The sequence below is a fragment of the Stieleria neptunia genome (genome assembly GCF_007754155.1).
Lineage (GTDB): Bacteria > Planctomycetota > Planctomycetia > Pirellulales > Pirellulaceae > Stieleria > Stieleria neptunia.
On record NZ_CP037423.1, the window covers coordinates 6051667 to 6078350 of the forward strand.

Here is a 26684-nt window from a genome sequence, read left to right on the forward strand (position 1 = left end):
GAGTTCGAATGGAATTGCGTGAACGGAAAGTGGCGTGACCGGGGAGTTCCGTCGACGAGCCAGGCCGATCGGTGTCAGGACGCCGGCTCGGCCGTTCCCGCAGAAGCTTGCTCGCCGTCCGCCGCGTCCCCGGACTCTTCTGCCGCCGCTGCACGGCCGCGCAGGTCACGTTTGTGTTCGTTTTCAGGAACGGTACCGGCCACGACACCTGCGTCATACATGCGGTCTTCGATCGCACGCATCTCCGCGACGTCTTCTTTTCCTGGGAAAACGGCTCCGGCCCAGGCAGCCAAGGAGATAACCGTCAAAACCAAGCCCAGCGCCACACACACCTTGGTCGCCCGTGCCTGGGCTTTGGGGGAAATCCAAAGGCCCCAGGTGATCCCGGCGGTCCAAAGTCCGTTGACAAAGTGGTAGACGCAGGCCAGGACACCGACCAGGTAGATCGCCGGCCAGATGATTCCGTAACCGAGATTCATCGCGTCGACCAACGAGCTGCCCGCGTTGTAAGGGCTGAATCGACCGAAGCCCACTTTGTAAATCGCGTTCATCCAACCTTCGGCGTGAATCCCGCCGTGCAGGTGCATGACGTGCAGAAACAGGTACACCAGGGCGATGAATCCGGTCCAACGTTGCCAGGAGTACCGTTTGTTGCTAGTGAATTGGTACTGGCTGCTGTTGCTGCGCCCCGTCTTGGCGATCCAAATCCCCAGACCGGCGTGGAACAGCAACGGGAGAAAAATTCCGCCCCATTCGATCAGCGGCAACAGCGGCCCCGGGCTGTGGATCAAGAAAACGGCGCGCTGAAAGATTTCGACGCTGCCCAGCAGGCTTGCGTTCGTCGTCAGGTGAACGCACATGTAAAGACCCAGCGGCACGATTCCCGTCAACGAGTGAAGTCGGCGGATCGCAAATTCATGCTTGGTGAAAAACGACAGCTCGCTGTTTGAATCGGAGTTGGAGTCGGACACGTGACTTCTTGACCGGTGCGTTGGGAGGAAGAGGAAATCGAAGGGGACGCTTGGTGCGAACGCCACGGTAAGATACCGCAGACTGCCATCGGCCGCGCGGCCCTGCGAATTTTGTTAAGGTTCTTCACGGCATACTGTAGGCTGCATTCGTCCACTCGCCTAGATCGACGGATTGACGCAGACAAATTCAAGAAGTTTGTGTCCGACGCGCAATCCGCACACTTAGAATCCGCACACCAAGAAGTTGTTGATGAGCATCTGGTTGATCGTTGCCCTTGCTGTCGTCGTGGTCTTGGTCAGCATTCTCGTGTTCCGGCTGCACGCGTTTCTCACCTTATTGTTGGCCGGATTGCTGGTTGCGGGTTTGACCGCACCGGAATCGCTTCAACAGTACGCCGATGCGGAGGTGGCCGCGAAGGCCTGGACGCCGGAAGCGGCTGTGTCATTTACGCACAGCAGTGCGGCAGCGCGTGTGACGTCGGCGTTCGGTTCGACGGCCGGAAAAATTGGGATTTTAATTGCGCTGGCCAGCGTGATCGGCGGATGTTTGTCGGAATCAGGGGCGGCCCGGACCATCGTCGCACGGATGCTGAAGTGGGTCGGCCCGAAACGTTCGCCCGAAGCGTTGGCGGTGAGTTCCTTCATCATCGGAATCCCCGTTTTCTTTGACACGGTTTTCTACTTGATGATCCCCTTGGCGCGATCCTTGCGCCGCGTGGTCGGTCGCGATTACGTGCTGTTCATCTTGGCCATCCTGGCCGGCGGTTCGATCGCGCACTCGTTGGTCCCTCCCACTCCCGGGCCGCTTCAGGTCGCCGAGATCCTGAACGTCGACGTCGGCGTGATGCTGGGAGTCGGGCTGGCCGTCGGCAGCCTGAGTAGCGTGCTGTCCCTGGCGTCGGCGCGGCTGATCAATCACTTCGTCGATGTTCCGCTGCGCGAGATCGCGGGGGAGTCGTTGCCGGAACACGAGACCGACGATTCGGAAACAGCAACAGAGCAATCAGAGGACTCGCCGGAGCAGCTCGATCGCGGGCGTTCACCGGGCTTCCTCGAGTCGCTGCTTCCGATCGTGGTGCCCGTCATCCTGATCACGATCGGCAGTGTGTTGGCGTACCTGCTGAAGTCGGGCGCGGTCGAGCCGAGCGGCTTGACGGACGTGTTGAAACTGGTCGGCGACAAGAACATCGCGATCGCGATCGGCCTGGCGTTTGGCATGACCCTGATCCGGTACATCGATTCGGACCAACGCAAGACGCTGGTCAGCCGCTCCTTGGCGTCGGCGGGGAACATCATTTTGATCACCGCCGCCGGCGGCGCGTTCGGAGCGATGCTGCGACAAGCGGGCATCGCAACGGCGGTCGGATCGCTGGTCGACGCCAACGCTGGACTGATGTTGTTGCCGCTGGCGTTTTGCGTGACCACGGCGATTCGAACGCTGCAAGGATCCGCCACCGTTGCCATGATCACCTCGGCGGGTGTGTTGCAAGGCTTTGCGTTTTCGGAGGACCTGCCGTTCCACCCGGTCTATCTGGCGATGGCGATCGGGGCGGGCAGCAAACCGGTGTCGTGGATGACCGACAGCGCGTTTTGGGTGATCACGCGGATGAGCGGGATGACCGAAGCCGAGGGGTTGAAAGTGGTTTCGCCGATGAGCATTGCGACGGGGTTGTCGGCGTTGGCCGCCAGCCTGCTGATGGCGTGGTTGTTCCCCGGGGTGGGGTGAGGCGATGGCTCGCGGTGGGCGTTCAGCGCGGCGCTCTTTGTTGGCGGCAGGGCGCGAGCCTTCCGGTCGTTCAGGGGTGTTTGTAAGCCGCTATCGGACGGCTTGTGGCCCGTCGATTGAGTGAGCCGCGACGCGTCAGCGGCCGGGCTTTTAGCGGCCGGGCTTTTAGCGGCCGGGCTTTTAGCGGCCGGGCTTTTAGCGGCCGGGCTTTTAGCGGCCGGGCTTTTAGCGGCCGGGCTTTTAGCGGCCGGGCTTTTAGCGGCCGGGCTTTTAGCGGCCGGGCTTTTAGCGGCCGGGCTTTTAGCGGCCGGGCTTTTAGCGGCCGGGCTTTTAGCGGCCGGCCCGAGGCCTTACGGCCGGCGGCTCACCATGGCTTCGACCAATCCCGTTCAACCGACGGACGACTCGCGCCGTTCCGCTAACACCAGCAGGCACGTGATCAACCGATGCACGCACCCACTCGTCGAAACAGCGAATCGCCGCTAACCTATGGGAGTTTTTGATCAACACCCAACCCATTCCGCTATTTGGGCAACTCGCCTCACTATCCCCATGACCCGCATCGCAAAACTTGCGCTCGAAGACGGCACGGTTTACACCGGAGAAGGCTTCGGGGCCGACGGTGAAATCAACGGCGAAGTCGTTTTCAATACTTCCATGACGGGCTATCAGGAAATCCTGACGGACCCCAGTTATCACGGCCAAATCGTGACGATGACGTATCCCGAGATCGGGAACTATGGCGTCAACTCGATCGATATCGAGCACGAGAAACCGTCGCTGTCGGGGTTCATCGTCCGCGAAGAGAGCCGAATCTACAGTAATTATCGCGCCGAAGGCGGCTTGTCCGCTTACCTGCAGCAGCACGGCATCGTCGGTGTGGCCGGGATCGACACCCGCGCCCTGGTGCGGCGGATTCGCGAGCAGGGTGCCATGCGGGGCATTTTATCGACCAGTGATCTGAACGACGCTTCGCTGGTCGAAAAAGCAAAAAACAGCCTCGGTTTGCTCGGCCGCGATCTGGTCCGCGAAGTGATGCCGACGCAATCGCGGAAGTGGGACAACCGGCTCGACGACTGGACCGAAACCGAAATCGCTCGGCACGGAGCCCCCGCCGGCGCGGGGAACGCAAAAGTCGTCTGCATGGACTTCGGAATGAAGTGGAACATCCCGCGTCACTTCACGTCACGCGGGAACCAAGTCACGGTCGTCCCGGGCGACACCAGCGCCGACGAAATCTTGAAGCTCGAGCCGGATGGCGTTTTCCTGTCCAACGGTCCCGGAGACCCCGAACCGTTGGGTTACGCCCAAAAAACCATTGCCGAACTGATCGGAAAAACGCCGATCTTCGGCATCTGCCTGGGGCACCAGTTGCTCTCGTTGGCGTGTGGTGCGAAGACGTTCAAGCTGAAATTCGGTCACCGGGGGGCCAACCAACCGGTGCTGGATTTGCAAACCGGTAAAGTCGAAATCACCACGCAGAATCACGGCTTCGCCGTCGAGGAAGAATCGCTGCCGGACTGCTTGGAGATCACCCACCGCAACCTCAACGACGACACGATCGCCGGCGTTCGGCATCGCGAATCGGCGGCCTTTGGTGTCCAGCATCACCCCGAAGCGTCATCGGGCCCGCACGACAGCCACTACCTGTTCGATCGATTCCAGAGCGTGATCGCCAAGTAGGTGTCACGCAAGCTGGAAGCTTACGCCACGTTGGCGGCTTCTAGCGGACGGGCTCTTGCTTGAGAAATTCGTTGACCGAGCGATTGACTTCTTCATCCTCGGATTTGGGGAACGGCGAGAACAGGTTGCTGAAGAAGCCGCCTTGTTGCTTGGGTTCCGGCGCCGGCGACGTTTGACTGTCCTGACGGAATCCGGCGGGGATCAATCGCATCGGATTCAGCGTCTCCTTGGTGCGTTGCCAGCTCTTTTTGGCCGTGGTGGAGACCTCGTCCACCAAGCTGTCTTTTTTGGTGATCACCCGCTCCTTTTCGTCACTGGTGGGCAAAAACGTGGACATGGTCGGCATTTTCAGCTTGGGCATCTGCCAATTCATCGGGTTCAGCCCGCTCATCATCCGAGTCAACGGATTGCCGGGTAGTTGAGGTTCCGTGGCAGAGTCCTGTGCGGACGCGTTGGTGAACGAAGCGAGCATCATCGCTGCAACGAGTGCGCAAGGCAGGGCAAGTGATTGAGTCTTCATCGCAGTGAATCGTCTCCCGTGGGCGAAGCATGGCGAGTTAAATGTGTGGTCCGGCCTGTTGGCACGTGGCCCGCGTATCGCAAGAATCAGCAGTACAGGGCAAGACCAGTTCTTCAACTTCCTCTTCGGCGTGTCGTGCTCGCAGGCGAAGGCCGATGGCGAAGGCCGATCGGGAAAATCCGAGAACCGGACTTGTGAACACTTTCGGCCCGGCGATAGCATCGCGACGGATCAGCTGGTTGTTTCAGCACGGGCAGGCTGGCGTCAGATCCTGATTTCTGTTGTTTCGCCCCTGGCTTGGATGTTTCGTTCCGCTTCGAGGATGGCCCGCCGCTCATGATGATTATCGCACGAAGGTACGGCCAACTCGGAAACCGGCTAATGCTCTATGCCAATCTGATTGCGGCAGCGCGGCACTATGGCGTTGAGCTACGCAATCCCTGTTTCGCCGAGTATGCGAACCTGTTCCCTAGCACCCGTCACGATCTTTGGTGTCGCTACGATCGGCACTTGAACCGGTCGACGAGCGACATCGAGCCTGGCCAGGTTCCATCGCCACGACGCCGCGGCATCCTGATGAACGGGATCCACGCGCTGACCAATGCGATGAACACGGTCGGATTGCGGCACTATCCGGCCAAGGTGATTCGATTGCGATCGGGCCAAGTCTGCGATTTGGAAGGCGATCAATTTCGCAGCGCCGTTGATTCCGGACGCACGATGTTGTTGCAGGGGTGGTGTTTTCGCGGCCCGCGATTGTTGCAGCAGCACTGGTCGCAGATTCGTGATTTTTTTGCCATCTCGCCATCCGATCAAGAAGCGATCGGTCGGACGCTCGACCAGGCGCGTCGCGAAAGTGACCTGGTCGTGGGGGTCCACATCCGCCGCGGCGACTATGCCCAGTTCCGGGGCGGCCGCTACTGTTTTGACGACCATCTGTACGCGCAGTGGATGCACAGCGTGTGCGAGCAATTGCCGGGGCGGAAGGTCCAGTTTTTGGTCTGCAGCCACGAACAACTAAATCTCAAGAACTTTTCCGGCCTCCACATCACCCGCGGCCCCGGCAGCGCGTTGCGGGACATGTACGCGTTGGCCGAAACCGACTGGATGATGGGACCGCCCAGCACGTTCACGACATGGGCCGCATATTTCGGTCAAAAACCGCGCGTCGAACTGCACTCACGCGAGCACACGGTGGTCGCCCCCAACGACCAGGCCGAGCAAGCTGTCGCCTAGTGCTTCGTCAACTTTTAAACGGACGCTACTGAAGGACTGCGATGAAACCCGATTCCCCGCAGTGGCCGCACGGCTTGCCCCACGTTCTGTTGATCGGAGCGGGCGTGGTCGGACGAGCGATTGCCGACGCCCACGCGGCACGAAACCTACCGTTTTGCCTGGCAGACCAATCTGAAGAAGCGATTCGGGCGGCGGCGCGCGCGTTTGACGAAGCGGGATACGCGACACGCGACGGTTCACTGGCTGGAGGATCACCGCTTCCTGAATCACTGCACGCGATCACGGTCGGCGACCCGAGTTCGACCGATGCGACCACAGCGCCGATCGTGATCGAGTCGATCGTCGAACGCTGTGAAGTGAAACAAGAGATGTTTGCTGCGCTCCAGGCTGGGCTGGGCGAGACGGCGGTGCTCTGCAGCAACACGTCCACGCTGTTGATTGACGAGATCGCCGGCCGGCGGCTGCGTTCACCCGGTCGAGTCTGTGGGATGCACTTTTTTATGCCCGTCCATGCACGGGCGGCCGTCGAAGTTGTGGCGGGAAAACGCAGTGACGACGATGCGATCCAAGCGGTCGTGGATCACGCGGCGCGGCTGGGCAAACGTGCAATTCGCTGTCAGGATGGGCCGGGGTTCATCGTCAACCGAATGCTTTCGCCGTATCTCAATCAAGCCTTGTTGCTGCTGTGTCGTGGTGCGTCCGAACGCCAGATCGAACGTGCCGCGTTGGCCTACGGCATGCCGATGTCTCCACTGGAATTGATCGACTGGATCGGCGCGCCGACGATGTACCATGCCGGCAAAGCGTTCACCAGCGCGTTCCCGCAGCGGATTGATCCGTCGCCGATGGTGCCGGCCTTGCTCAAACGAAAACGACTCGGACGCGACTCCGGCGGCGGATTGTTTGACTACGATCGCGGTCGACGCAGTCAGCAGTTGTCCGATCCAACGCAACAACTGATTGAAACCTATCGCACCGATCGCCGCGCGTTTTCCGACGGCGATGTGTTGCTGTTGTTGACGATCCCGATGTGGATCGAAGCAACCTGTCTGTTGAAAGAAGGCGTCGCCGATTCGATGTCCACCGTCGACTTGGCGATGGCCGGCGGGCTGGGATTCACCAGCGATGCAAACTGGTCCGAATTCTTCGCCGAACTCGGTACGGAACGAATCGATGACGCGATCAGTCGATGGCAATCCGAATTCAAGTCCATGCGCAAGCCCGATGATGCCCAAGTGGCGTAAGCTTCCAGCTTGCGACCCCACCAGAGCTTCCAGCTCGCGCCCCCCACTGATGCTCCATACCGGTGAGTTAACATCAACGAGGGGCCCGGACGCTGGCGCGAACCGACTGATGTCAAGCGATGATCAGCCGTTTGCCGCGAGCCTACGGGCCCCAACCTGAGGAATCCACGTTCCATTCCGGCGATAGTCCCCAAAATGCTTCTCCCCCAGAACCAACCAGCGATCGATTCCGTCTTTGTCTACGGCACACTCAAACGCGGGCAATGTCGCGAGACCTGCTGGCCCGTCGCGCCGCTGCAGGTGATTCCAGGCTGGGTGCAAGGAACGCTGTATGGGCGCGATGACTATCCGGCGCTCCTGGCGGGAAAACATCACGTGGCCGGCGAACGGTGGATGTTCGAACTGCCGTTGATGCCGCGGGTGCTGTCCGTCTTGGACGACATCGAAGGAACCGACGGTAATTCGCCGGACGACCTGTACCACCGTCATGTGGTCGACGTGTATGGAGAAAAAGGCGAACGGATGGGGACCGCCTATACCTATTTCTATCATCGCGATCCGCTTGCCGATGGGTTTTCCGAAGTGCCGGTCATCGGCGGAATCCAGCTCTGGCCGACCGATGGGTGATCGGAGGTCGCGCGGTTTCATGGCGCGTTCTAGGGCTCCGACTTGAACCGCGTGCCCCAGAGATCAGGCGGAGGTTAACCCACCAGTGGCAGCGCGGACCCACGGATGGAGAGCAGCCTGGGATCCGCGGGTCCGCGCTGCCATCGGTGGGTTTGAAATCAGCGATCTAAGAACCGCACCAACTCCGACAGGCGGGGGGAGGACATGCCACCGATGTCGGCAGATCGCCGTTTGGTTGGCGGGCATGGATACCAATCGGCGACCGATCAGTTACAATTGGCGGCTCAGAGTTTCCCGCCATATTTTCCCACCTGCCGTATCGGCCCGAGGCACGCGAGCATGCACCAACCTGCTGAAAAACCAAGTACCGACCGACGATCCTTTTTGAAAAACGGCGCCACAGTGGGTGCGGCGGCGAGCGTCGCGATGACGCTGCCCGGACGTGCCGATGCCGCCACCGGTGCCAACGAACGCCTGCGCATCGGGTTCATCGGCCCCGGCGGGCGCGGTTTCGGCGCCCACGTGAAAACTCTTTGTGACCTGCACAAGGAAGGCCGCAAGATCGACTTGGTCGGGGTCGCCGAGGTCTACGAGACGCAGCGCGACATGGTCGCCGATTACATCAAAGACAAAACCGGTACGGATCCGGGGCGCTATGTCGATTACAACGACATGATTGCCAAAGAAAATCTGGACGCCGTTTGCATCGGAACTCCGGATCACTGGCACCACAAACAGATCATCGATTCGCTCGCCGCGGGGTTGAACGTCTACTGCGAAAAACCGATGACCAAGACGGTCGAAGAAGCGTTCAACGTCGAAAACAAGTGGCGCGCCTCGGGCAAGGTCATGCAGGTCGGCGTCCAGTCCACCAGTCTGCCGGTTTGGAACGAAATCCGGGCGTTGCTTCAAGACGGAAAACTCGGCAAGGTTCTCGGGTTCCAAACCGAATACTTCCGCAACAGCAATGTCGGCCAATGGCGCTATTACAAGCTGGTGGACGACATGAACCCCAAGAAAATCGACTGGCAGCGTTGGCTGGGCACGAACGAAGAACTCGCCCCGGAGATGCCGTTTGACCGAGCGGTTTACAAGCAATGGCGACGATTCTGGCCCTTCGGCAGCGGCATGTTCACCGACTTGTTCGTGCACCGAACGACTTCGATGTTGAAGGCGACGGGACTTCGGATCCCCGGACGCGTGGTCGGAGCGGGCGGGATTTTCATGGAGTACGACGGCCGCGATGTGCCCGACGTTGCCACCGTCGCGGCGGACTTCAACGAAGGCGTCCAGGGTTTGATCACCGCGACGATGTGCAACCAGGAATCTCGCGTCAATCAGTTGATCCGTGGTCACTACGGCACCTTCGAACTCGGCAACGGCGAAGGTTTTGACGGATTTGATTTTGTCCCCGAACGACGCCAAGTCACTTCGCAGGGAGATTCCGCCAAACGGACGTTTGAAAACGAACGCATCTCCACCCAGCCGGTCAAGAACACGACCAAGGCCCACTTCGCGAACTTCTTGGATGCCTGTGAAGCCGGCGAGCCGGAACTTTGCAACAACCCGCCGGACCTGGGCGCCGCGGCCATGGCCGTGGTCAACTTGGGGGCACAAAGCTATCGCAACGGCGAGGTCTACTTCGTCGATTCCGACAACCGCGGCATCAGCACCAAAGATCCCGGCTGGGCGAAGAAATGGGAGGCCAAATCGAAGGCTCGTGAATTGCCCAACCACATCGCAGGTTGGAAGGCCGGCGATTTCGGCAGCACGCTTGACGAGCCGGAATACATGAAGCTGGCCGGCCCCTGGACCGACGGCCAAGATCCCGCCGGATCCTGATCGGAGCCGGAGAAACGCGAACCACGCGGGTCGACGCTGTGAAGCATTTTAGCGGTAGGGCGCGAGCGGGCTGTCGATTTAGTCGGGATCTGCTGAGTTAATGGTGAGCCGCTGGCCGTAAGGCCTCGGGCTTTCGTCGCAGTGCCCGGCCGCTTACGCGTCGCGGCTCACAAAACCGACAGCCCGCGAACCCTCCGGTGTGTTGGCAAAGAGGAAGTACCGGAGGGCTCGCGCCCTGCCGCTAAAACCTAAAGTAACACAGGGAAAAATGCCTCACAGCGAACCACGTTGGTGGTTCGCGGGTCCAGTCTCTCAACGTGATGTGCCCCTGGCCCTGCTTGAGGAGTCCGCCGGCTGCGCCGGCGGGGTGGCAAGCAGGATGCTTACCCCACTGATGTGCGCCGGCGGGGGTGGCAAGCAGGATGCTTACCCCACTTCGGTTGCGTTCCCAGGCAGAGCTTGGGAACGAGTCCTGGTACAGGCGGTGGCTGGACAAAACAGCCTCCTCGGGGACAGAATGCGTCTCGCCGTTTATCCGCCCCGTTTCCTCTTTCCGCCCTGCGATCGCGATGGCCTCTCTGACAACGCCCAAATTTTCTACCAGTCGCCATCAGATCGCGGGGATTTCCGTCGCGGAACTGGCCAAACAGTACGGTACGCCGCTCTACGTTTATGACCTGAACGTGATCGAGCAGCGGATTGCGGATTTGAGTCAATTCGACGTGATCCGTTATGCCCAGAAAGCGTGCGGGAACATCGCCATTTTGGATCGCATGCGGCGGCGTGATGTGGTGGTTGACGCGGTCAGCTGCGGTGAAATTCAGCGTGCGCTCGCGGCGGGGTATTCCCCCCACGACCACCAGATCGTCTACACCGCGGATATTTTTGACGCCGCCGCCTTGGATTTGGTCGTCGAGCACAAGTTGCACGTCAATTGCGGATCACCCGATATGATTTCGCAGCTGGGCGAGCGTCTTCCCGGCGCCGAAGTCACGCTGCGAATCAATCCCGGGTTCGGCCACGGTCACAGCCAAAAAACGAACACCGGTGGCGAACAAAGCAAGCACGGAATCTGGCACACCCAGATCGACGATTGCCTGCGTCGGGCCGATCAGTACGGCGTCACCGTGACCGGGCTGCACATGCACATCGGTTCGGGCACCGACCTGGAACACCTGAGCGAGGTCTGTGAAGCGATGGAACGCGTGGCGATGGAGGTCGGCAGGACGATCACGACGATCAGCGCCGGCGGTGGTTTGCCCGTGCCGTACAGCGAGTCGGAATCCTATGTCGATTTGGAAAAATACTTTCAATTGTGGGACAGCACCCGCAACCGACTGAGCGAGTCGTTCGGTCATCCGGTGACGTTGGAAATCGAGCCGGGGCGTTACCTATCGGCCGAATCGGGATTCTTGGTCGCCGAAGTTCGCAGCGTCAAAAAGGTGGGCGAAAACCTGTTTGTGTTGCTCGATGCCGGGTTCAACGATCTGGCGCGGCCGGTCATGTATGGTTCCCACCACCCGATTTCGGTTTGTTCTTCCGACGGTGCCGCCGTCGAGGATCGCGATACCGTCGAAGCCGTTGTCGGCGGACCGCTGTGTGAGTCCGGCGATATCTTCACCCAGCGCGAAGGCGGCTACGTCCACAGTCGAGCGCTTCCGATGTGCCGTGTCGGTGACTTTGTCATCCTGGAGAACGCCGGCGCCTACGGGTTTGTCATGGCCAGCAATTACAACAGCAAGACCCGAGCGGCGGAGGTGCTGATCGAACACGGTCAGGCCAAGTTGATTCGCAGGCGAGAGACGTTTGAGGATCTGATTCGCTGTGAAATCATTCCGGAGTGATTGCGGGGATGCGATTCGGATTGCGGGCACTACTGGTCGTTACCGCCGTGACTGCACTCTGGATCGCGTTGATTCAACTGGTGCCTCCGTTGGCGTTTCTGTTGTTCGCCTTGGCCGCGTTTCAGACGCTGGCGCTGCCCGTGGTCTTCGTGCTGATCGGATTGACGTCGCCACAGAAAGGCACCGTGTTGGACGTCCAATCCAATGCGACCTTCATGGCGCTGTTGGCCGCCTGGAAGATCAGTGTCGTGCTTTGTGGCACGTTCTATTTCGCCGCGTGGATGCAAGAGTTGGCGGGATGAGCGGTCAGGCGCCGCTGGCTGAGACGTCAGCGGGAAGCGTCAGCGAGCGGCGCGTGCGGTTTATTGAGTGAATCGGATCACACGTAGCCTCGCATTAAATGGCTGCCGGTGCGAGTGTTATCAGCTGCAAACGCTGCAGCTAACCGAGTATCCCGAAGGGATTTCAGCAAGTAGCCGGAGGTCAGCGCAGCGACACCTCCGGGAAGCACGTCCCAGATTCCCACCGACCCCGGGACGGGGTCGGGGTCGGGGTCGCAGCGAATCAATCCACCTGCGGTGCCGCAGTCCGCGTCTCCAAAACAATTGATTGAGATGCTTGTCCACTCGGGGCGGCAGGCCGGGGCCGAGGATTCTCGCGTGATTTGCTTCGACACCCTCCGGGGTCGTGTCCGTCGGGTGACCGGATATCCGGAGGTGACGCTGCGCTCACCTCCGGCTACTGGCTTTGACCCCGTCCGGGGTCAAGCCAGCGATCACCGAACACCCGTAGACGCGTTAAACGGCTGATCAAGTCGACAACCCCCAATCAGCGAGCGGCGCGTGACATCCGAAAGACGCCCAAATCCTTCTTGCCTCGAAACGTCGCGTTGAAATGATGCGGCGTGACGGTCGCCGTCATGCGGTAATCGCCCAACAGCGGCAAACGCGTCGACGAGTGATATCGGTTGTAGGTGCCGGGGATGCGTTGCAATGTTGCCGGATAGACAAACGGAATAACTTTGGCAAACCGCCCGGCAAACAGGGCTCGGTAGGTATTGGCGTCCACGGCGCGGATTTTGGCGCGAAGCGGCCCCTGATGCCCCGTCGACGAAGACGACCAACTGCCGGACCAACGCCCCGCCGGACTCGCCGCTGGAACGGTCGTCACGGGCAGAGAGAATACAACCAACAATAGGGTGAGCAATCGCGCGGGCATCGATGGACCTTGAAGGCAGGGGGGGCGGACAGGAGGGCGAATCGGTCGGGATTCAGGCCGGGCGCTGCGGCCCAGACCATCCAAACACGCAACCTGACCACCATCCTAGTTCGACCGCACGAAGACGTGTAGCTGCGGCCCGGACTGGATGGCTCAGATGCCGATGGCGTGACAGACATCCCGTTCGGATCGAATGTTGTCATGGCGGAATTCGTTTTCGATTCCTGCCGCCGAGGATCCGATCGTGAACCAGAAACAGGTGCCACCCTGGTAAGCCGGATCGATCCAGATTCTGCCGCCGTGGGTTTCGACAATTTTTCGAGCGATCGTCAGACCGGCTCCGGAACCTCCGCCATAGGCGTCGGCGGCATGCAACCGGCGGAAAATCGTGAACACTTCGGGGCGCATCCGTTTGGGAATGCCGATCCCATTGTCGGCGACGAAGAAGGCGGTCACCGGTTCGTCCTCGTCCCCGATCCGCTTTGTCTGGAATCCGACCTCCACGGTTTTCGATTCGTTGTCGTTGTATTTGATTCCGTTGGAGATCAGGTTCTGAAACAACTCATTGAGCAGCACCGGTTCACCGCTGACCGACGGTAGCTGCCTGCTTTGGATCGTGACTTGGCCGGAGGCGATCAGGGCAAACAGATTCTCCTTAACCTGGTCGACCACTTCGTTCAGATCGACCGGCTGCAGCCGATCGACCACGCTGCCGACACGGGCGTAGTACAGCATTTGATCGATCATGGTTTGGGCGCGATCGGTCAGCCGCCGGATCAGTTCCAGCTTTTCTTTTGCCGAATCATCCAACTGGTCGCCGTAATCTTCGACAAAGAACTCTGTCAGGGAACCGATCCCACGAATCGGTTGCTTCAAATCGTGTGATGCGGCGTAGGCGAATTCTTGCAGTGCTTCGTTGGATCGTTCCAGTTCCGAGCGATACTTTTCCAATTGATTCGTTCGCCCACGCAACTCGATCAGCGACGTGGTTTGGCGACCGAGTGCTTTGAGCGACATCAATTGTTCGCCAGAGAGTTCGCGGGGAATCGAATCGATCACGCAGAGTGTCCCCAATGCGATGCCTTGGGGTGTCACCAAAGGCGATCCGGCATAAAAGCGAATGTGCGGAGCCCCGGTGACCAGCGGATTGTCCAGAAATCTCGGATCTTGCGTCGCGTCACGGACGGCCAATACCTCGTCTTGATGCAAGATCGCGTGCGCGCAGAATGCCGCAGAACGATCGGTCTGGGCGACATCCACTCCGACCCGCGCCTTGAACCATTGGCGATCGGCGTCGATCAAGCTGACCAACGCAATCGGTGTTCTGCAAATGCGAGCTGCGATGCCGACGATGTCGTCATATTCTTGCTCGGGCAATGAGTCAACAATCTGGTAGTCGGCCAGAGATTGCAACCGAACCGATTCGTTGGGAGGAAGTGGCGCCGCTGGCATGGGATTCACCGGTATGTCACCGAGATGCGAACGGCGGTCATTGGCCCCGTTCAAGGTGACGAAATGCAAATGGTCTTGAATTGTCCAAGCCTAGCTTTCCCTACCGGCATTGAGATCACGTTGGCGGGTTTTCGTCGAACGTCAATAGACGCAGCCCCTACGAACCGGACGGATCAACCGGATTGGAAGGGGGAGAGGGGAGGAAGTCGTCGGGCCGGCGGCGTGTCCGAAAACCCGCAAACTTCCGCCACGAGTGGTCTGTCAACATTGAAATTTAGAGTGCTTGATCCGAATGGCACGGGCAAGAGTGTTGGTGTGCAGGCTTTAGGATCGTCTAGCTTAGGAACGATGCGAAACGCGAGGAATCTTAATGATCTCGTCGATTGAGTGTGATGCGGTCCGCGAGCCGTTGTACGACGTCCTTTCTAGGTCGTCGTCGGGAGTCCAACGGACGACGGCCCGGAAGGGCCATCGTACTCGAAAAACCGGTCGACCGAAGCAACCCGAAAATCTAGAATCGACGAAGCACTAGTGGCCCAGAAAGCTCTCGTCGACCAACGGCAGGTCATCCAGGGAGTCGAGGCCGAACAGGGTGAGAAAACGTTCGGTGGGGTAGTAGTGTGGCACTTTGCGCCCGCCATCGGCAGGTTGTTGCCGTTTCATTTCCAACAGTCGGCGGCGGACGAGCTGGTTGAGCAGCGGACCGCTCTCTTTCCCACGCTGATCTTGGACGGTCTGGGCGGTCACCCCCGGCTGATAGGCGACCAACGACAACACTTCGACGGCGGCTTGGCTGAGACGAGCTTCGCGGACTTTGCCGAGGAACGAATGGCGGACTTTTTCGACCGCGGGGGCAATCGTCATCCTGTATCCACCGCCTTCATCTTCAGCGATCCGTAACGCCTGTTCGGCCGACTTGTAGGATTGGTTGAGCGTTTCGATCATCTCCACAACCTCCTCTTCGGTGACGCCACGCATCAGTGACGCCAACCGGGCGGCGGTGAAGGATTGATTGTCGGGATGCCCGACGAACAGGGCGGCTTCGATGATGCCTTCGGGATGGACGGTTTCGTCGTCGTCGCCGTCAGCCGCGTTCTCCGTTGACGCATCTGACGCCGGTTCCTCAGCGGTTTCGCTGCTCGACGGTGAATCCGGCAGGGCAAACGTTTCCGGATCATGCGCCGCAGCGGCTCGCGCATAGGCCGCTCCGATATCATCGAGCGACATTTCGCCAAATTCGGCATCGTCCTCCAAGAACGAATCGGCATCCGGCTCATCGGGGGAACCTGATTCAGCCGAGGGGTATTCGTCGTCGTTCATTGCGGGACGTTCCTAATTGCGGTCTCGAACCCAGGCGACGAATCGACCGATTTGTTCGTGTGCGAGCAGAGATTCGACGGTGTTGTGATGGCGTCCGAGGTCTTTTTCCCGCGGCACAAAGCGATGGATCGAGCCGTGGCAATCGTGGCAAACGGAAATCGTTTCTTGCATTTGAGCCCTGGTGAACCGTTTTTTAAACCATTTGTTGTGGTGGCAGCGACGGGGAATCAAGTGGTGCTCGGTCGTCCCACGGCGGGTGACGCGACCACACAATGCACAGGGCTTGGGCCTGGCGTTGGATTTCGGCGCATCGGCGTTGGACCGGTTCGTGTTCGGATCGAGTTTGCGAGATCGTTTGGCGGAGGCACTCATTTTTGGCGGTCTGGTTCGACTGGGCAATCCTCGACGGCAAGTTCATGCGGCTATTGGGCGGCCGCGCCGCGATACCTTCGCGACCGAGAGTCGCTATGATAGCGGTCGAGTTGATTTCTGATTCGTACTTTTTTCTAAGACGTCGCCGATGTCCAAAGCAGTTCGCCTTGATGTGATGATGTTTCTGCAGTTTTTTGTCTGGGGGGCGTTCTTCGTCCCGATGACAAGTTACTTGCAGCAGATTTTTGCCGGTGAAGAAAATCTCAACACGATCATCGGTGACGTCTATTCGACCCAGACGTGGGCGGCGATCTTTGCCCCGATCATCGTCGGGTTTGTCGCCGACCGGCTGTTCAACAAGGAAATCATCAACGGAGTGCTGCAGATTGCCGGCGCCGCGATGCTCTGGTGGTGCAGCACGATCGTCGACTCACCGACCCGATTTTACTGGGTGATGATGGCGTTTTTCTTGTGCTACATGCCGACGCTGGCGTTGGTCAATGCGATCACGTTCCAGAACGTGGATTCGATTGAAAACGACTTTCCCAAAATTCGACTCTGGGGCACGATCGGCTGGATCGTCTCGGGGTTGGTGGTTTCACAGTCCATGTTCGGGCTATTCCCGATCCCGGTGCTGCCAGGGGTGGAAGACGCGGGCAGCTCGAATCTGCCGTTGCGGCTCTCGGCGGTCGTCGGCTTGATTTACGGGATCTATTGCTTCACGCTTCCCAAGTCGCCGCCACAGGGGCGCGACAACCCGGTCAGCATCGGCAAAGTGTTGGGGTTGGATGCGGTGCGACTGTTTCGCAACCCCAGCTACTTGGTCTTTGCAGTCTGCTCGTTTCTGATTTGCATCCCGTTGGCGTTCTACTACGCCCGGACGTATGACTTTGTCGAAAAAATGGCCTTCGGCAGCGACAGTGCGGGGGTGATGGCGCTGGGCCAGGTCAGCGAGATCTTCTTCATGGCCCTGGTCCCGTTTTTCCTCGCCCGCCTGGGCGTCAAGTGGATGTTGTTGGTCGGGATGTTGGCCTGGGCATTGCGATATGCCTTGTTCGGACTGATGCCCAGCACCTCGGCGATGTTGGTCATCGGGATCGTCTTGCACGGGATCTGCTATGACTTTTTCTTTGTCACCGGCCAGCTTTACACCGATCGCATCGCGCCGAAAGAGATTCGGACCAGCGCGCAGGCATTGCTGGGGTTGTTGACCTACGGTGCCGGGATGCTGGTCGGGAACCTGATTCATGGTCCCTGGGGCGATTACATCAATCTGGATCCGACGACGTCGGAGGGCTGGGCGGCGGGGGCCGCGGAATTTTGGCTGATGCCCGCGGGGTTGGCGATTGGCGTGTCGGTGCTGTTCTTCGCCACGTTCTGGGACAAGTCCAGTGCGGCAAAGGGAAATAACGCGGTCGCGGCAGACAGTACGCCGGCTTAGCGGACAAATCCCGGTTTTCTGGTGTTGCCTATCCTACGCAAGACGGTGGTTGATCTGATATCTTTCCCGAAATTTGGAAACGATCTCGCTCTCCACCGGAAAACGACGTGCCACGACGCGACGACATCAAAAAAATTCTGCTGATCGGCAGCGGGCCGATCATCATCGGCCAGGCCTGTGAATTCGACTATTCCGGCACCCAGGCGTGTAAAGCCCTCCGTGAAGAGGGCTACGAAGTGGTGCTGGTCAACAGCAACCCGGCGACGATCATGACCGACCCGGCCACGGCGGATTCGACCTACATCGAACCGCTGACCTGGCAAATGGTCGAAAAAGTGATCGAAAAGGAACGCCCGGACGCCTTGCTGCCCACCCTGGGAGGTCAAACCGGCCTGAACGTTGCCATGGACCTGGACGCCAACGGCGTGCTGGAAAAATACGGCGTCGAAATGATCGCCGCCGACGCCAAGGTGATCGCCAAAGCCGAGGAACGGGACCAGTTCAAAGCGGCGATGGAAAAAATCGGCCTGGACGTCTGCCGCGGCCATGTGGTGCACAACATCGAACAAGCCCGTGCGGCGATGGAAGACGTCGGTCTGCCGGCCGTCGTCCGCCCCAGTTTCACCATGGGCGGCAGCGGCAGCGCGATCGCCTACAACAAAGACGATTTCGATGCCCTGGTCAAAAGCGGCCTGGACCAATCGCCGGTCACCGAAGTCCTGATCGAAGAATCGATCATCGGCTGGAAAGAATACGAAATGGAGGTGATGCGCGACAAAGACGACAACGTCGTGATCATCTGCAGCATCGAGAACTTTGATGCGATGGGGGTTCACACCGGTGACTCGATCACCGTCGCCCCGGCCCAAACGCTCAGCGACAAAGAATACCAACGGATGCGCGACGCCTCGTTGGCCGTGATCCGCGAAATCGGCGTCGAAACCGGCGGCAGCAACATTCAATTCGCGATCGAGCCGTCGACCGGACGGATGATCGTGATCGAAATGAACCCACGCGTCAGTCGCTCCAGCGCCCTGGCCAGTAAAGCCACCGGATTTCCGATCGCAAAAATCGCCGCCAAGTTGGCCGTCGGATACCGACTGTGGGAATTGCCCAACGACATCACCAAGAAAACCAAAGCCTGCTTCGAACCGACGATCGACTATGTCGTGACCAAGATCCCGCGGTTCGCCTTCGAAAAATTCCCCGAAGCCGACGCGACGCTGATGACGCAAATGAAAAGCGTCGGCGAAACCATGGCGATCGGACGCACGTTTCGCGAATCATTGCAAAAAGCGATGCGAGGATTGGAAGTCGGCGCCTTCGGGCTCGGCAGCGACAATCGCGATCTGTGGGGAACCGAAGACCAACCCGATCTGGACACCATTCGCGCCAAACTGGGTACCCCCAACGCCGATCGAATCTTCTACTTGCGCTACGCCCTCAAGGCCGGCATCTCGATCGAGGAAGTGCATGCGCTGACGCACATCGATCACTGGTTCTTGGATCACCTGTCGCAAATCATCGAACATGAAGAGCAAATCCTGCAACTCGGATCGCTCGAAGCGATGGACCGCGACCGGATGTGGAACGCCAAACGGGATGGGTTCTCCGACCGACAAATCGCCCACATGCTGTCTTCGACCGAATTGAAGGTCCGTCAGCATCGATTGGATTTGGGCATCCGTCCGGTCTTCAAAAGCGTCGACACCTGTGCCGCAGAATTCGAAGCTTACACGCCGTACTACTACAGCACCTACGAGATCGAAGACGAATTGCCGCCCAAAGCGGACCAGAAACGCGTCGTGATCTTGGGCGGTGGTCCGAACCGGATCGGACAGGGCATCGAATTTGACTATTGCTGCTGTCACGCCAGTTTCGCGCTGCGTGAGATCGGCTATGAATCGATCATGGTCAACAGCAACCCCGAGACCGTCAGTACGGACTACGACACCTCCGACATCCTGTTCTTTGAACCGCTGACGATCGAAGATGTGTTGAACATCTGCGACGCGACCCAACCCGACGGCGTGATCGTTCAGTTCGGCGGACAGACGCCACTGAACCTGGCGCGCGGGCTGCAAGAGGCCGGCGTCCCGATCATCGGCACCAGCGTCGATACGATCGAAGCCGCCGAGGACCGCGAGCGATTCCAACAGTTGATCAACGACTTGCAGTTGCGGCAGCCACCCAGCGGCATCGCCCGCAACATGGAAGAGGCCCGCAAGGAAGTCAAACGCATCGGCTATCCGGCGTTGGTCCGCCCCAGTTTTGTGTTGGGGGGGCGCGCGATGGAGATCTGTTACGACAAGTCGCAATTCGAACGCTACGTCGCCGAAGCGTTCATCGTCGCCGATGGTCAACCGGTCCTGATCGACCGCTTCCTGGAAGACGCCACGGAAGTCGATGTGGACGCGATCTGTGACGGTGACGATGCGGTCATCATGGGAATCATGGAACACATCGAAGAGGCCGGGGTGCACAGCGGTGACTCGGCCTGTGCCATCCCGCCGTTTTCGATTCCCCAGGACGTCTTGGCCGAACTCCGCGAAGCGACCATCAAGTTGGCCAAGTCATTGCATGTCGTCGGGCTGATGAACATCCAATTCGCCATCAAGAACGAAGACGACGGACCCAAGGTGTATATCTTGGAAGTCAATCCGCGGGCCAGCCGGACGGTGCCGTTTGTCGCCAAAGCCACCGGCGTCCCGGTCGCCAACTTGGCCACCAAGGTGATGACGGGAATGAAACTGGCGGAACTGGGGATCACCCAAGAACCGATCCCCAAACATGTTTCGATCAAAGAAAGCGTTTTCCCATTCCGCAAATTTGCCGGCGTCGACATCGTGTTGGGACCGGAAATGCGGAGCACGGGCGAGGTGATGGGGATCAGCGAAAAATTCCCGCTGGCGTTTGCCAAGAGCCAGCTTGCCGCCGGTGTGACGTTGCCCACCGAAGGCAAAATCTTTGTCAGTTTGAGCTCGCGACACAAAGGTTCCGCGGTCAGCCTGGGGAAGGACCTGCGTGCCCTCGGGTTTGAAATCCTGGCCACCAGTGGCACCGCGGCACGACTGGAGGCGGAGGGCGTCCCGGTGACGCGGATCAAAAAGTTGGCCGAGGGGCAACCGAACTTGATCGACTATCTGAAGAACGAAGATGTCGCGTTGATCATGAACACGCCCAATGGCAAAGGCGCCCGCACGGATGAAGGCCGGATTCGCGCCGCAGCCGTGCAGCAAGGGGTGCCCTGTATCACGACTGTCGCGGCAGCCGAAGCGGCCGTGCGTGCGATGCAAGCCCTGGGAGAGGACGTGATGACCGTCCAGTCACTCCAAGAACGCTACGCGGAGTAATCGATCCCGATGTCTGAATCCCAATCGCTCAAGAAATCCTCTGGCAAACCGGAATACGATCCGTCGACGTTTCGCTTGCTGGTCGTCGATAACGAAGCGGCGCACGCACGAGCGATGACGGAAAGTCTGGAAAAGGTCGGTTACAAGTGCACGGTCGCGACCAGCGGCCCCGAAGCGGCCACGTTGATCGAGCGTGACACGTTCGACATCATCATCACCGACATGGTGATGAACGACGTCGACGGCATGAAACTGTTGAAGCTGGCCGGTCAACGATTGCCCGACGCGGAAGTGGTGATGGTGACCGGCCACGCCACGGTCCCCATCGCCGTCGAAGCGATGCAGCAGGGCGCGTTCAATTTTCTCGAAAAACCGATCACGCCGAGCCGCTTGCGTGCGATCGTGGAAAAAGCCGTCGGTGCGGTCAGCCTGCGCCGTCAGAACAGCGAACTGATGTCGCGATTGGACGAGCGTTTCGGGTTCGAAGGCATCATCTACACCAGCAAGAAGATGCAGCAGGTGATCGATCGGTTGCGGCGCATCGCTGCGACCGACGCGACCGTTCTGATCACCGGCGAAAATGGAACCGGAAAAGAGATTGTCGCCCAGGCCGTTCACCAAAACAGCCCGCGACGGAACAAGCCGATCGTGGCGATCAACACCGGCGCGATCGCAGAAAACCTGGTCGAGAGTGAATTGTTCGGACACGTCAAAGGTGCCTTCACCGGTGCCGATGCCGACCGCATCGGTGCCTTCGAATATGCCAACGGCGGCACGCTGTTCCTAGACGAAGTCGGCGACATGCCGATGAGCACCCAGATCAAATTGCTGCGAGTGTTAGAGGAAAGCAAGATCACTCGCGTCGGCGACAACAAAGCGATCAAGGTCAACGTCCGTTTGATCTCGGCCACCAATCGCCCGTTGGAAGCGATGATCGATGCCGGCACCTTCCGAAGCGATCTCTACTTTCGTTTGAAAGTCGTGACCGTGGAATTGCCGGCGCTGCGGGAACGCCGCGAAGACGTGATCCCGTTGATGGATCATTTCCGCAAGATGTTCTTGCGACGACACGACAAGCCCGCGGCGCACTTCACACCCGCCGTCACCAAACGCTTCTTCGCCTACGATTGGCCGGGCAACGTCCGCGAGTTGCGAAACTTTGTGGAAATGATGGTGGTACTGGACACCGACGGCAAACTGGATGTGGAAGACCTGCCGCCAGAACTGGTCGATGACGAAGCCGGTGAACACGCAGCGGAAGAAATCACTCTGCCGACGATCAGTGCCGATACCGATTCCAACCTGATCGGCCAGCCGCTCAGTGTGATCGAACGTTGGGCGATCGAAAAAACGCTCCAATTGACCAACGACAACCGAGAAGAAGCCGCCAAAATCCTCGGTATCGGCGCCCGAACGCTCTATCGTCGTTTGGACCAGTACAAGAAAGAAAGCGACGAGGAAGATGGCGAGAGCGGCGACGCCGGTTCGGACGACGCTTAGACGGGCTTACTTTTGCGTCGTTGTGGACTTCGACAACGCTTCCAAAATCGCCTGCTTGCTGTGGTGACGATCCGCCAAGTCCCGCAACTGCTGACGCGTCAACGTTTCCCGGCCCGGCAGGCTGAACTCGGCAAATTCATCCACCGCGATCACGTACTTCGCATCGCCCAATCGATCGACACCGAGGGGCTGCCACGGCGAATCCGCATTTTCTCGCATTTGCGGCGGACGCACGTAGTTGGCGTTTAGTTTGACCATCCGGACACCGAGTGTGCCCCACAAACGAGTTGTATCGACTATCGGGTCATACAAGATCGGAACCGACACACGGGTGTCGACGGCAAGGTCCCGGTGCGTGAGATCGGCCAGCCAGACTTCGGCGCTGCGGTAGGCATCCTCGACGTCGACGGCTTCCTCGTCGCGCAGTTCGGGAGCTAATCCGATGTCATCGCAAGCCACCAAATAGAATCCGTAAAACAGCTGCTTGATCGATGCCAGTTCGGATTGCAGATCAGTTTCCCGTTGGCCCTCTTCACGCCAGCCGTGAAGCTGGCCCAATTCGGCTTCGTGATTGACGTGTAGAAAGGATTCCAGGAAGGCGTAGCTGCGGGCGGTGCGAAGATAAAACGTGGCACAGGGTTCGACGCGCAATCGCGGCCGGATCTTGCGAGGGGGCAGTGCCGAAGTGACGTCGGCGGGGCCAAGTTGCCTGGCGTGCGTCTCACGACGCTTGGTGATCAACGCCTGAAAGGCTTGGATCAACCGACGTTTGTATTTCGCCGTCAGCAGCAATTTCTGACTTTCTTTCCCACGCGACGGCAACAGCAGCGTTTCCAAGGCATGGATCTGCTGGTCGTACCAACCGCTATCCTGACGCGGTGTCAGATCCACCTCACCCGACCGAATCCGTCGAATCAATTCCACCATCAGGTTCGTCTGTGCCGCCGTACCGCTGGAGAACATCCGGTTGAACAGCTCCGTTTCACGACTGGTCGACGACGGCAGAACGCTGACCACCGGACGTTGCACGTGGTGCCGTCGGGCCAGTTCCGGCAACTCGGCATCGGTTCCAATCAACTGGCTCAGGTTCAAGCCGTCCGGTGGGTTGGTCAGCCTGGAATAGAAGTCGACCAATTCCAGGTATTCCCGACGCAGCGTTTCATCGGACGCGAGGACATCGGCAATCTCGCGCGGCACCGCGACATGGTCTTGATCAAAACGATATTGCAGGAAACGAAAGAATTTCCAAACCCGCCGCAAGTCATCGTTCCAGGTGTAAAAGGAGATGGGTTTCGATCGCGACGGATCCGATTGAAACTCCTGCAACCAAGCATCCGCAGCGGCTTGCTGGTGCGCGTCCAACGGAACCGGTCGATCGGCCAGCTGCAGCGCCGCGGCGAGAAATCCACGGGCCTGACTCCGGGCCGGCAGTGCGGAGAACAAGTCATTGACAACGTCCACCGCGGAAGGAGAAAAGCCGGCATCACCCCGAAAACAGGCCAAGTCCAATGCCGCGTACAATCCGTCGTCAAATTGTTTGGCAAATCCATCGAGCATGTTGGCGCTCGGTAGCACGGTCAGCCCGCTGCGTTGGGATTCCCGAATCGCATCGGCGTAGGTCGCATAGAGCCGCGTCATTGCGGTCTCTCGGTCCGGCCGGATGTCGGGACAATCCAATCGGATGACGGCCGCGCTGTGGTTGATCTGCCAACCCTCGTAGTCTCGGCGATCGACCCGTTGCGGGTCAAAGTCGGGATGTAAATCTTCCAAACGGTCATCGACGAGCGTCAAATCATCCAGCGGATCCGGGCTGGGGTGGACGTCCGTGCGTTCGATCGTGACATAAAAGGCGTTCTGCCACGCCCCGTAACCGAGGACTCCACCGACAGCGACCAAAACCAAAAAAACTCGCGAAACGGACGCCTTGCTCATCGCTCCTCTCCCAGGATAGAGATCGATCAAAGGTGATTGGTGTGGCTCCTATCACCTGTGTGACGACGTCGACAGCCATGCGGATTTTGAAATCCAAGAAGTTTTTGGCCGATTGCAAGAGTAGCGGTTTTTAGCGGAACGGCGCGAGCCGTCCGGTGATGCTGCCGTAGGGCCGGTGTGGGGGACCGGAGGGCTCGCGCCCTGCCGCTAAATTGAGAAGCGAACATGAATCACCATGGCTCCCCTCTCCCCCCAATTCCTGGCGAGCCTAAGCGAGTCAGGAATTGGGGGAGAGGGGAGCCATCTTGGGGTAAGTCGCTTCTCGATTTAGCGGTATGGAGCTCGTGCCCTGCCGCTAACAAACAACGGAATTGCCGGTGGGCTCCCCGCTTCAAACGCCCCGCTTCAAACGCCCCGCTTCAAACGCCCCGCTTCAAACGCCCCGCTTCAAACGCCCCGCTTCAAGCGCCCGGCTTCAGGCGGCTGACGTCGACGCCTTTCTTGCGCAGCTGTTGTGCGATCTCCAATGCCGCGGCCGTCGCGTCGTCCTTCACTGCGGGGATCTGCTTGGCATCGATCGCCAGTTTCAACCCCGCAACGCTGGGGTGCAATTTCAAGACATCCAAGACCAGCCTTTGCTCATCGACTCGGCTGGCCACGTCCAGCGCCTGTTTGCACATCTCGGCGCGGTTGCGTTCCGGCATCGAAAACTTCCTCGCCAGTCCGATGTAGCCACGCAGCGCACGCACCTGATACTTCTCCGCCGGGGCGGTCGTGGACAAGTCCAACAAAACCGGTGCGGCATCCAAGTTGTTCCACTTGCCCAGTAAACGACTGGCGGTGTCCTGCAATTCTGGATCGGAACTTTTGGCCGACGTGGCGAGGGTCTGCAATGCCGTCGTGCCACTGACATCGCTGAGGATCTCCAGGAGAACCGTTTTCGTTTCTGCTGGTGCGCGACCGATCGCCGATGCGAGTTCCGCCGCACAAGCCTCGCGGTCGGGCATGCGGACACTCGCCGCTTTCAGAGCTTGGCGGGCAATCGCGGCATCTTCGCTGCGTTTGGGAGCGACGACCTGCTCGACCAACAAGGGCAGCTTTTGCAGACTGACCGTTTCCCCGAGCGCGATCAGGGCGGCAGCGCGAACGGCAGGATCGGAATGTTCGAGTGCGCGGACCAGATCAGGAACCGCATCGATGCGCCGGCTGCCGACCAAGTCGATCAGCAGCGGATAGCTTTTCCCTGTCGCGTCGGGCAGCATCGCAACAATGGTCGCGTCGACGCCGGCGCCGGGTAGTTCGGCCAGCGTGTCCTTGGCCGCTTGGGCGAGTTCCGTGTCTTGGTCCAAAGCAATCGTCAACAACGGTGAAAGAACGGAAACATCACCCACGCGTTTGAGAGCATCAATGGCGGACACACGGACTTGTTTGTCACCGGATTGTGCGGCCTGCAACACTGCATCCAGGACAACGGTTTCGGTTCGATCGGCCATCGCTTGAACGATCAAGGCGGCCCGCTGCGGAGTCGCTCGTGTCAATTCTTTCGCCAGGGCATGGTCCACGTCGCCGCCGGGAAACTCGCGCGCCGTGCCGAGTGCGAGCTGAAACAGTTTCTTGTTGTCGGATCGAAACGTTTCCATCAACAAGGCGATCCCGTCTTCATGGCGGGATAAAATGGCGCCACGCGTGGCTTCGACAATCCGTTGCATCGGCAGTTCGGCGTTGCGGATCTGGTCATAGATCTCCGTCGCCGCCCCCGACTTGTCGTCACCGTGTAGCCGCTCGGCACACAGCAAGTAACCTTCGGCAACGGCGCTCCGGACATCACCGGATGCGATCTGCAGGGCTTGTTGAAGCAATTTCGTTGCCGGCTCATTCCCGATTCGTCCCAGCGCGATGGCGGCGGCCGATGCGACGTCGGGATCACTGTCCTGTAAACGTGTTCCCAAGATCTCGACCGCGCCGGCGTCCTGACGGACTCCGATCGAATTGATCGTGCCGACCAGAAGTCTGCCGTCGAGTGTTTGAGTTGCCATTCGCAAGGCTTCGTCTGCCTCGGTGCCCGGAATCACTTCGAGGGCGATTCGCGCCCAGGAGGACAAGTGTGGATTGGGCAGCAGCTTGGCTAGTTCGGGAACCGCGGTGTTGGATCCATGGATTGCCAGCTTTTTACAGGCGATTGCTTTTTCACCGCCCGCAGCGTCCGAGCGGAGGATGTCGAGTAGTTCCGTTTCCGTTTCCGCCGCCGAGACCGGGACGGCGGCGACGGACAGGATTGCCAGCGTTGCGATGGAGGCACAGAACAACGTGAAGGTGTGGAGGGAAGGTCGTGTCGTATGCATGGGAGGGGGCCAAGGGCGTTGGGGACGAGTGTGAGCAACAGAAACACAGGCCGAAAGCCTG

19 protein-coding genes are annotated in these 26684 nt (G+C 59.4%); 11 read left to right on the forward strand and 8 right to left on the reverse strand.

Translation table 11 applies throughout. The features are described 5' to 3' along the window. Positions 1-74: 74 nt before the first annotated feature. Positions 75-971, reverse strand: coding sequence for a succinate dehydrogenase cytochrome b558 subunit (locus Enr13x_RS21155; protein ID WP_145388895.1), 897 nt, complete (start codon positions 969-971; stop codon positions 75-77). Positions 972-1221: 250 nt separating this feature from the next. On the opposite strand from Enr13x_RS21155, the gene Enr13x_RS21160 reads away from it, so the two are divergent. Continuing rightward, entirely contained in the window at positions 1222-2697 is a 1476-nt protein-coding gene (locus Enr13x_RS21160) for a GntP family permease (protein WP_145388896.1), read from the forward strand. 552 nt (positions 2698-3249) lie between these two features. Further along, a complete protein-coding gene (carA, locus tag Enr13x_RS21170; protein ID WP_145388897.1) occupies positions 3250-4380 on the forward strand; it encodes a glutamine-hydrolyzing carbamoyl-phosphate synthase small subunit in 1131 nt (376 codons plus the stop codon). A 40-nt stretch (positions 4381-4420) separates the two neighbouring features. Here carA and Enr13x_RS21175 read toward each other — a convergent pair whose 3' ends face one another. Further along, positions 4421-4900 carry a hypothetical protein gene (locus Enr13x_RS21175; protein WP_145388898.1) on the reverse strand — a complete coding sequence of 160 codons (480 nt, stop codon included), beginning with the start codon at positions 4898-4900 and terminating at the stop codon, positions 4421-4423. Positions 4901-5281: 381 nt separating this feature from the next. Here Enr13x_RS21175 and Enr13x_RS21180 point away from each other — a divergent pair, with 381 nt between their 5' ends. The 6 genes from Enr13x_RS21180 (at position 5282) to Enr13x_RS21205 (ending at position 11995) form a co-directional block, all read left to right on the forward strand. Further along, positions 5282-6136 (forward strand): alpha-1,2-fucosyltransferase, encoded by an 855-nt coding sequence (locus tag Enr13x_RS21180; RefSeq protein ID WP_197455265.1) that lies wholly within the window; start codon positions 5282-5284, stop codon positions 6134-6136. Positions 6137-6177: 41 nt separating this feature from the next. Continuing rightward, positions 6178-7380, forward strand: a complete 1203-nt coding sequence (locus Enr13x_RS21185; RefSeq protein WP_145388900.1) for a 3-hydroxyacyl-CoA dehydrogenase family protein — start codon at positions 6178-6180, stop codon at positions 7378-7380. A gap of 195 nt (positions 7381-7575) precedes the next feature. After that, on the forward strand, positions 7576-8007 hold the full coding sequence (locus Enr13x_RS21190; protein ID WP_145388901.1) for a gamma-glutamylcyclotransferase family protein: 432 nt from the start codon (positions 7576-7578) through the stop codon (positions 8005-8007). A gap of 339 nt (positions 8008-8346) precedes the next feature. Next, complete coding sequence (locus Enr13x_RS21195) at positions 8347-9849, forward strand: Gfo/Idh/MocA family oxidoreductase (protein WP_145388902.1); 1503 nt, start codon at positions 8347-8349, stop codon at positions 9847-9849. Between the two features lie 569 nt (positions 9850-10418). Then, positions 10419-11693: a diaminopimelate decarboxylase gene (lysA, locus tag Enr13x_RS21200; protein WP_145388903.1), complete on the forward strand. Its 1275-nt coding sequence runs from the start codon at positions 10419-10421 to the stop codon at positions 11691-11693. Between the two features lie 8 nt (positions 11694-11701). Next, positions 11702-11995 (forward strand): hypothetical protein, encoded by a 294-nt coding sequence (locus Enr13x_RS21205; RefSeq protein ID WP_145388904.1) that lies wholly within the window; start codon positions 11702-11704, stop codon positions 11993-11995. A gap of 526 nt (positions 11996-12521) precedes the next feature. Here Enr13x_RS21205 and Enr13x_RS21210 read toward each other — a convergent pair. The 4 genes from Enr13x_RS21210 to Enr13x_RS21225 form a co-directional block, all read right to left on the reverse strand. Next, complete coding sequence (locus tag Enr13x_RS21210) at positions 12522-12911, reverse strand: hypothetical protein (protein WP_145388905.1); 390 nt, start codon at positions 12909-12911, stop codon at positions 12522-12524. A 153-nt stretch (positions 12912-13064) separates the two neighbouring features. Further along, entirely contained in the window at positions 13065-14363 is a 1299-nt protein-coding gene (locus Enr13x_RS21215; RefSeq protein ID WP_145388906.1) for a sensor histidine kinase, read from the reverse strand. 528 nt (positions 14364-14891) lie between these two features. After that, complete coding sequence (locus Enr13x_RS21220; protein ID WP_145388907.1) at positions 14892-15683, reverse strand: SMC-Scp complex subunit ScpB; 792 nt, start codon at positions 15681-15683, stop codon at positions 14892-14894. A 12-nt stretch (positions 15684-15695) separates the two neighbouring features. Beyond that, the gene (locus tag Enr13x_RS21225) at positions 15696-16055 is read right to left on the reverse strand and encodes a hypothetical protein (RefSeq protein WP_231743677.1); all 360 of its coding nucleotides are present in this window, start codon (positions 16053-16055) and stop codon (positions 15696-15698) included. A 148-nt stretch (positions 16056-16203) separates the two neighbouring features. Here Enr13x_RS21225 and Enr13x_RS21230 point away from each other — a divergent pair, with 148 nt between their 5' ends. From Enr13x_RS21230 to Enr13x_RS21240, 3 genes are all read left to right on the forward strand, one after another. After that, entirely contained in the window at positions 16204-17496 is a 1293-nt protein-coding gene (locus Enr13x_RS21230) for an MFS transporter (RefSeq protein WP_145388908.1), read from the forward strand. Between the two features lie 107 nt (positions 17497-17603). After that, positions 17604-20849 carry a carbamoyl-phosphate synthase large subunit gene (gene carB, locus Enr13x_RS21235; protein WP_145388909.1) on the forward strand — a complete coding sequence of 1082 codons (3246 nt, stop codon included), beginning with the start codon at positions 17604-17606 and terminating at the stop codon, positions 20847-20849. 9 nt (positions 20850-20858) lie between these two features. Further along, the gene (locus Enr13x_RS21240; RefSeq protein ID WP_145388910.1) at positions 20859-22349 is read left to right on the forward strand and encodes a sigma-54-dependent transcriptional regulator; all 1491 of its coding nucleotides are present in this window, start codon (positions 20859-20861) and stop codon (positions 22347-22349) included. Between the two features lie 6 nt (positions 22350-22355). On the opposite strand, the gene Enr13x_RS21245 is transcribed toward Enr13x_RS21240, so the two are convergent. Further along, positions 22356-24281 carry a hypothetical protein gene (locus Enr13x_RS21245; RefSeq protein WP_145388911.1) on the reverse strand — a complete coding sequence of 642 codons (1926 nt, stop codon included), beginning with the start codon at positions 24279-24281 and terminating at the stop codon, positions 22356-22358. Between the two features lie 461 nt (positions 24282-24742). Continuing rightward, a complete protein-coding gene (locus Enr13x_RS21250; protein WP_145388912.1) occupies positions 24743-26623 on the reverse strand; it encodes a HEAT repeat domain-containing protein in 1881 nt (626 codons plus the stop codon). Positions 26624-26684: the final 61 nt, after the last annotated feature.

Coding starts and splice junctions, on each gene's coding strand:
- Enr13x_RS21160 (WP_145388896.1), top strand. CDS start 1,222: ATGAGCATCTGGTTGATCGTTGCCCTTGCTGTCGTCGTGGTCTTGGTC.
- carA (WP_145388897.1), top strand. CDS start 3,250: ATGACCCGCATCGCAAAACTTGCGCTCGAAGACGGCACGGTTTACACC.
- Enr13x_RS21175 (WP_145388898.1), bottom strand. CDS start 4,900: ATGAAGACTCAATCACTTGCCCTGCCTTGCGCACTCGTTGCAGCGATG.
- Enr13x_RS21180 (WP_197455265.1), top strand. CDS start 5,282: ATGCTCTATGCCAATCTGATTGCGGCAGCGCGGCACTATGGCGTTGAG.
- Enr13x_RS21185 (WP_145388900.1), top strand. CDS start 6,178: ATGAAACCCGATTCCCCGCAGTGGCCGCACGGCTTGCCCCACGTTCTG.
- Enr13x_RS21190 (WP_145388901.1), top strand. CDS start 7,576: ATGCTTCTCCCCCAGAACCAACCAGCGATCGATTCCGTCTTTGTCTAC.
- Enr13x_RS21195 (WP_145388902.1), top strand. CDS start 8,347: ATGCACCAACCTGCTGAAAAACCAAGTACCGACCGACGATCCTTTTTG.
- lysA (WP_145388903.1), top strand. CDS start 10,419: ATGGCCTCTCTGACAACGCCCAAATTTTCTACCAGTCGCCATCAGATC.
- Enr13x_RS21205 (WP_145388904.1), top strand. CDS start 11,702: ATGCGATTCGGATTGCGGGCACTACTGGTCGTTACCGCCGTGACTGCA.
- Enr13x_RS21210 (WP_145388905.1), bottom strand. CDS start 12,911: ATGCCCGCGCGATTGCTCACCCTATTGTTGGTTGTATTCTCTCTGCCC.
- Enr13x_RS21215 (WP_145388906.1), bottom strand. CDS start 14,363: ATGCCAGCGGCGCCACTTCCTCCCAACGAATCGGTTCGGTTGCAATCT.
- Enr13x_RS21220 (WP_145388907.1), bottom strand. CDS start 15,683: ATGAACGACGACGAATACCCCTCGGCTGAATCAGGTTCCCCCGATGAG.
- Enr13x_RS21225 (WP_231743677.1), bottom strand. CDS start 16,055: ATGAGTGCCTCCGCCAAACGATCTCGCAAACTCGATCCGAACACGAAC.
- Enr13x_RS21230 (WP_145388908.1), top strand. CDS start 16,204: ATGTCCAAAGCAGTTCGCCTTGATGTGATGATGTTTCTGCAGTTTTTT.
- Enr13x_RS21240 (WP_145388910.1), top strand. CDS start 20,859: ATGTCTGAATCCCAATCGCTCAAGAAATCCTCTGGCAAACCGGAATAC.
- Enr13x_RS21245 (WP_145388911.1), bottom strand. CDS start 24,281: ATGAGCAAGGCGTCCGTTTCGCGAGTTTTTTTGGTTTTGGTCGCTGTC.
- Enr13x_RS21250 (WP_145388912.1), bottom strand. CDS start 26,623: ATGCATACGACACGACCTTCCCTCCACACCTTCACGTTGTTCTGTGCC.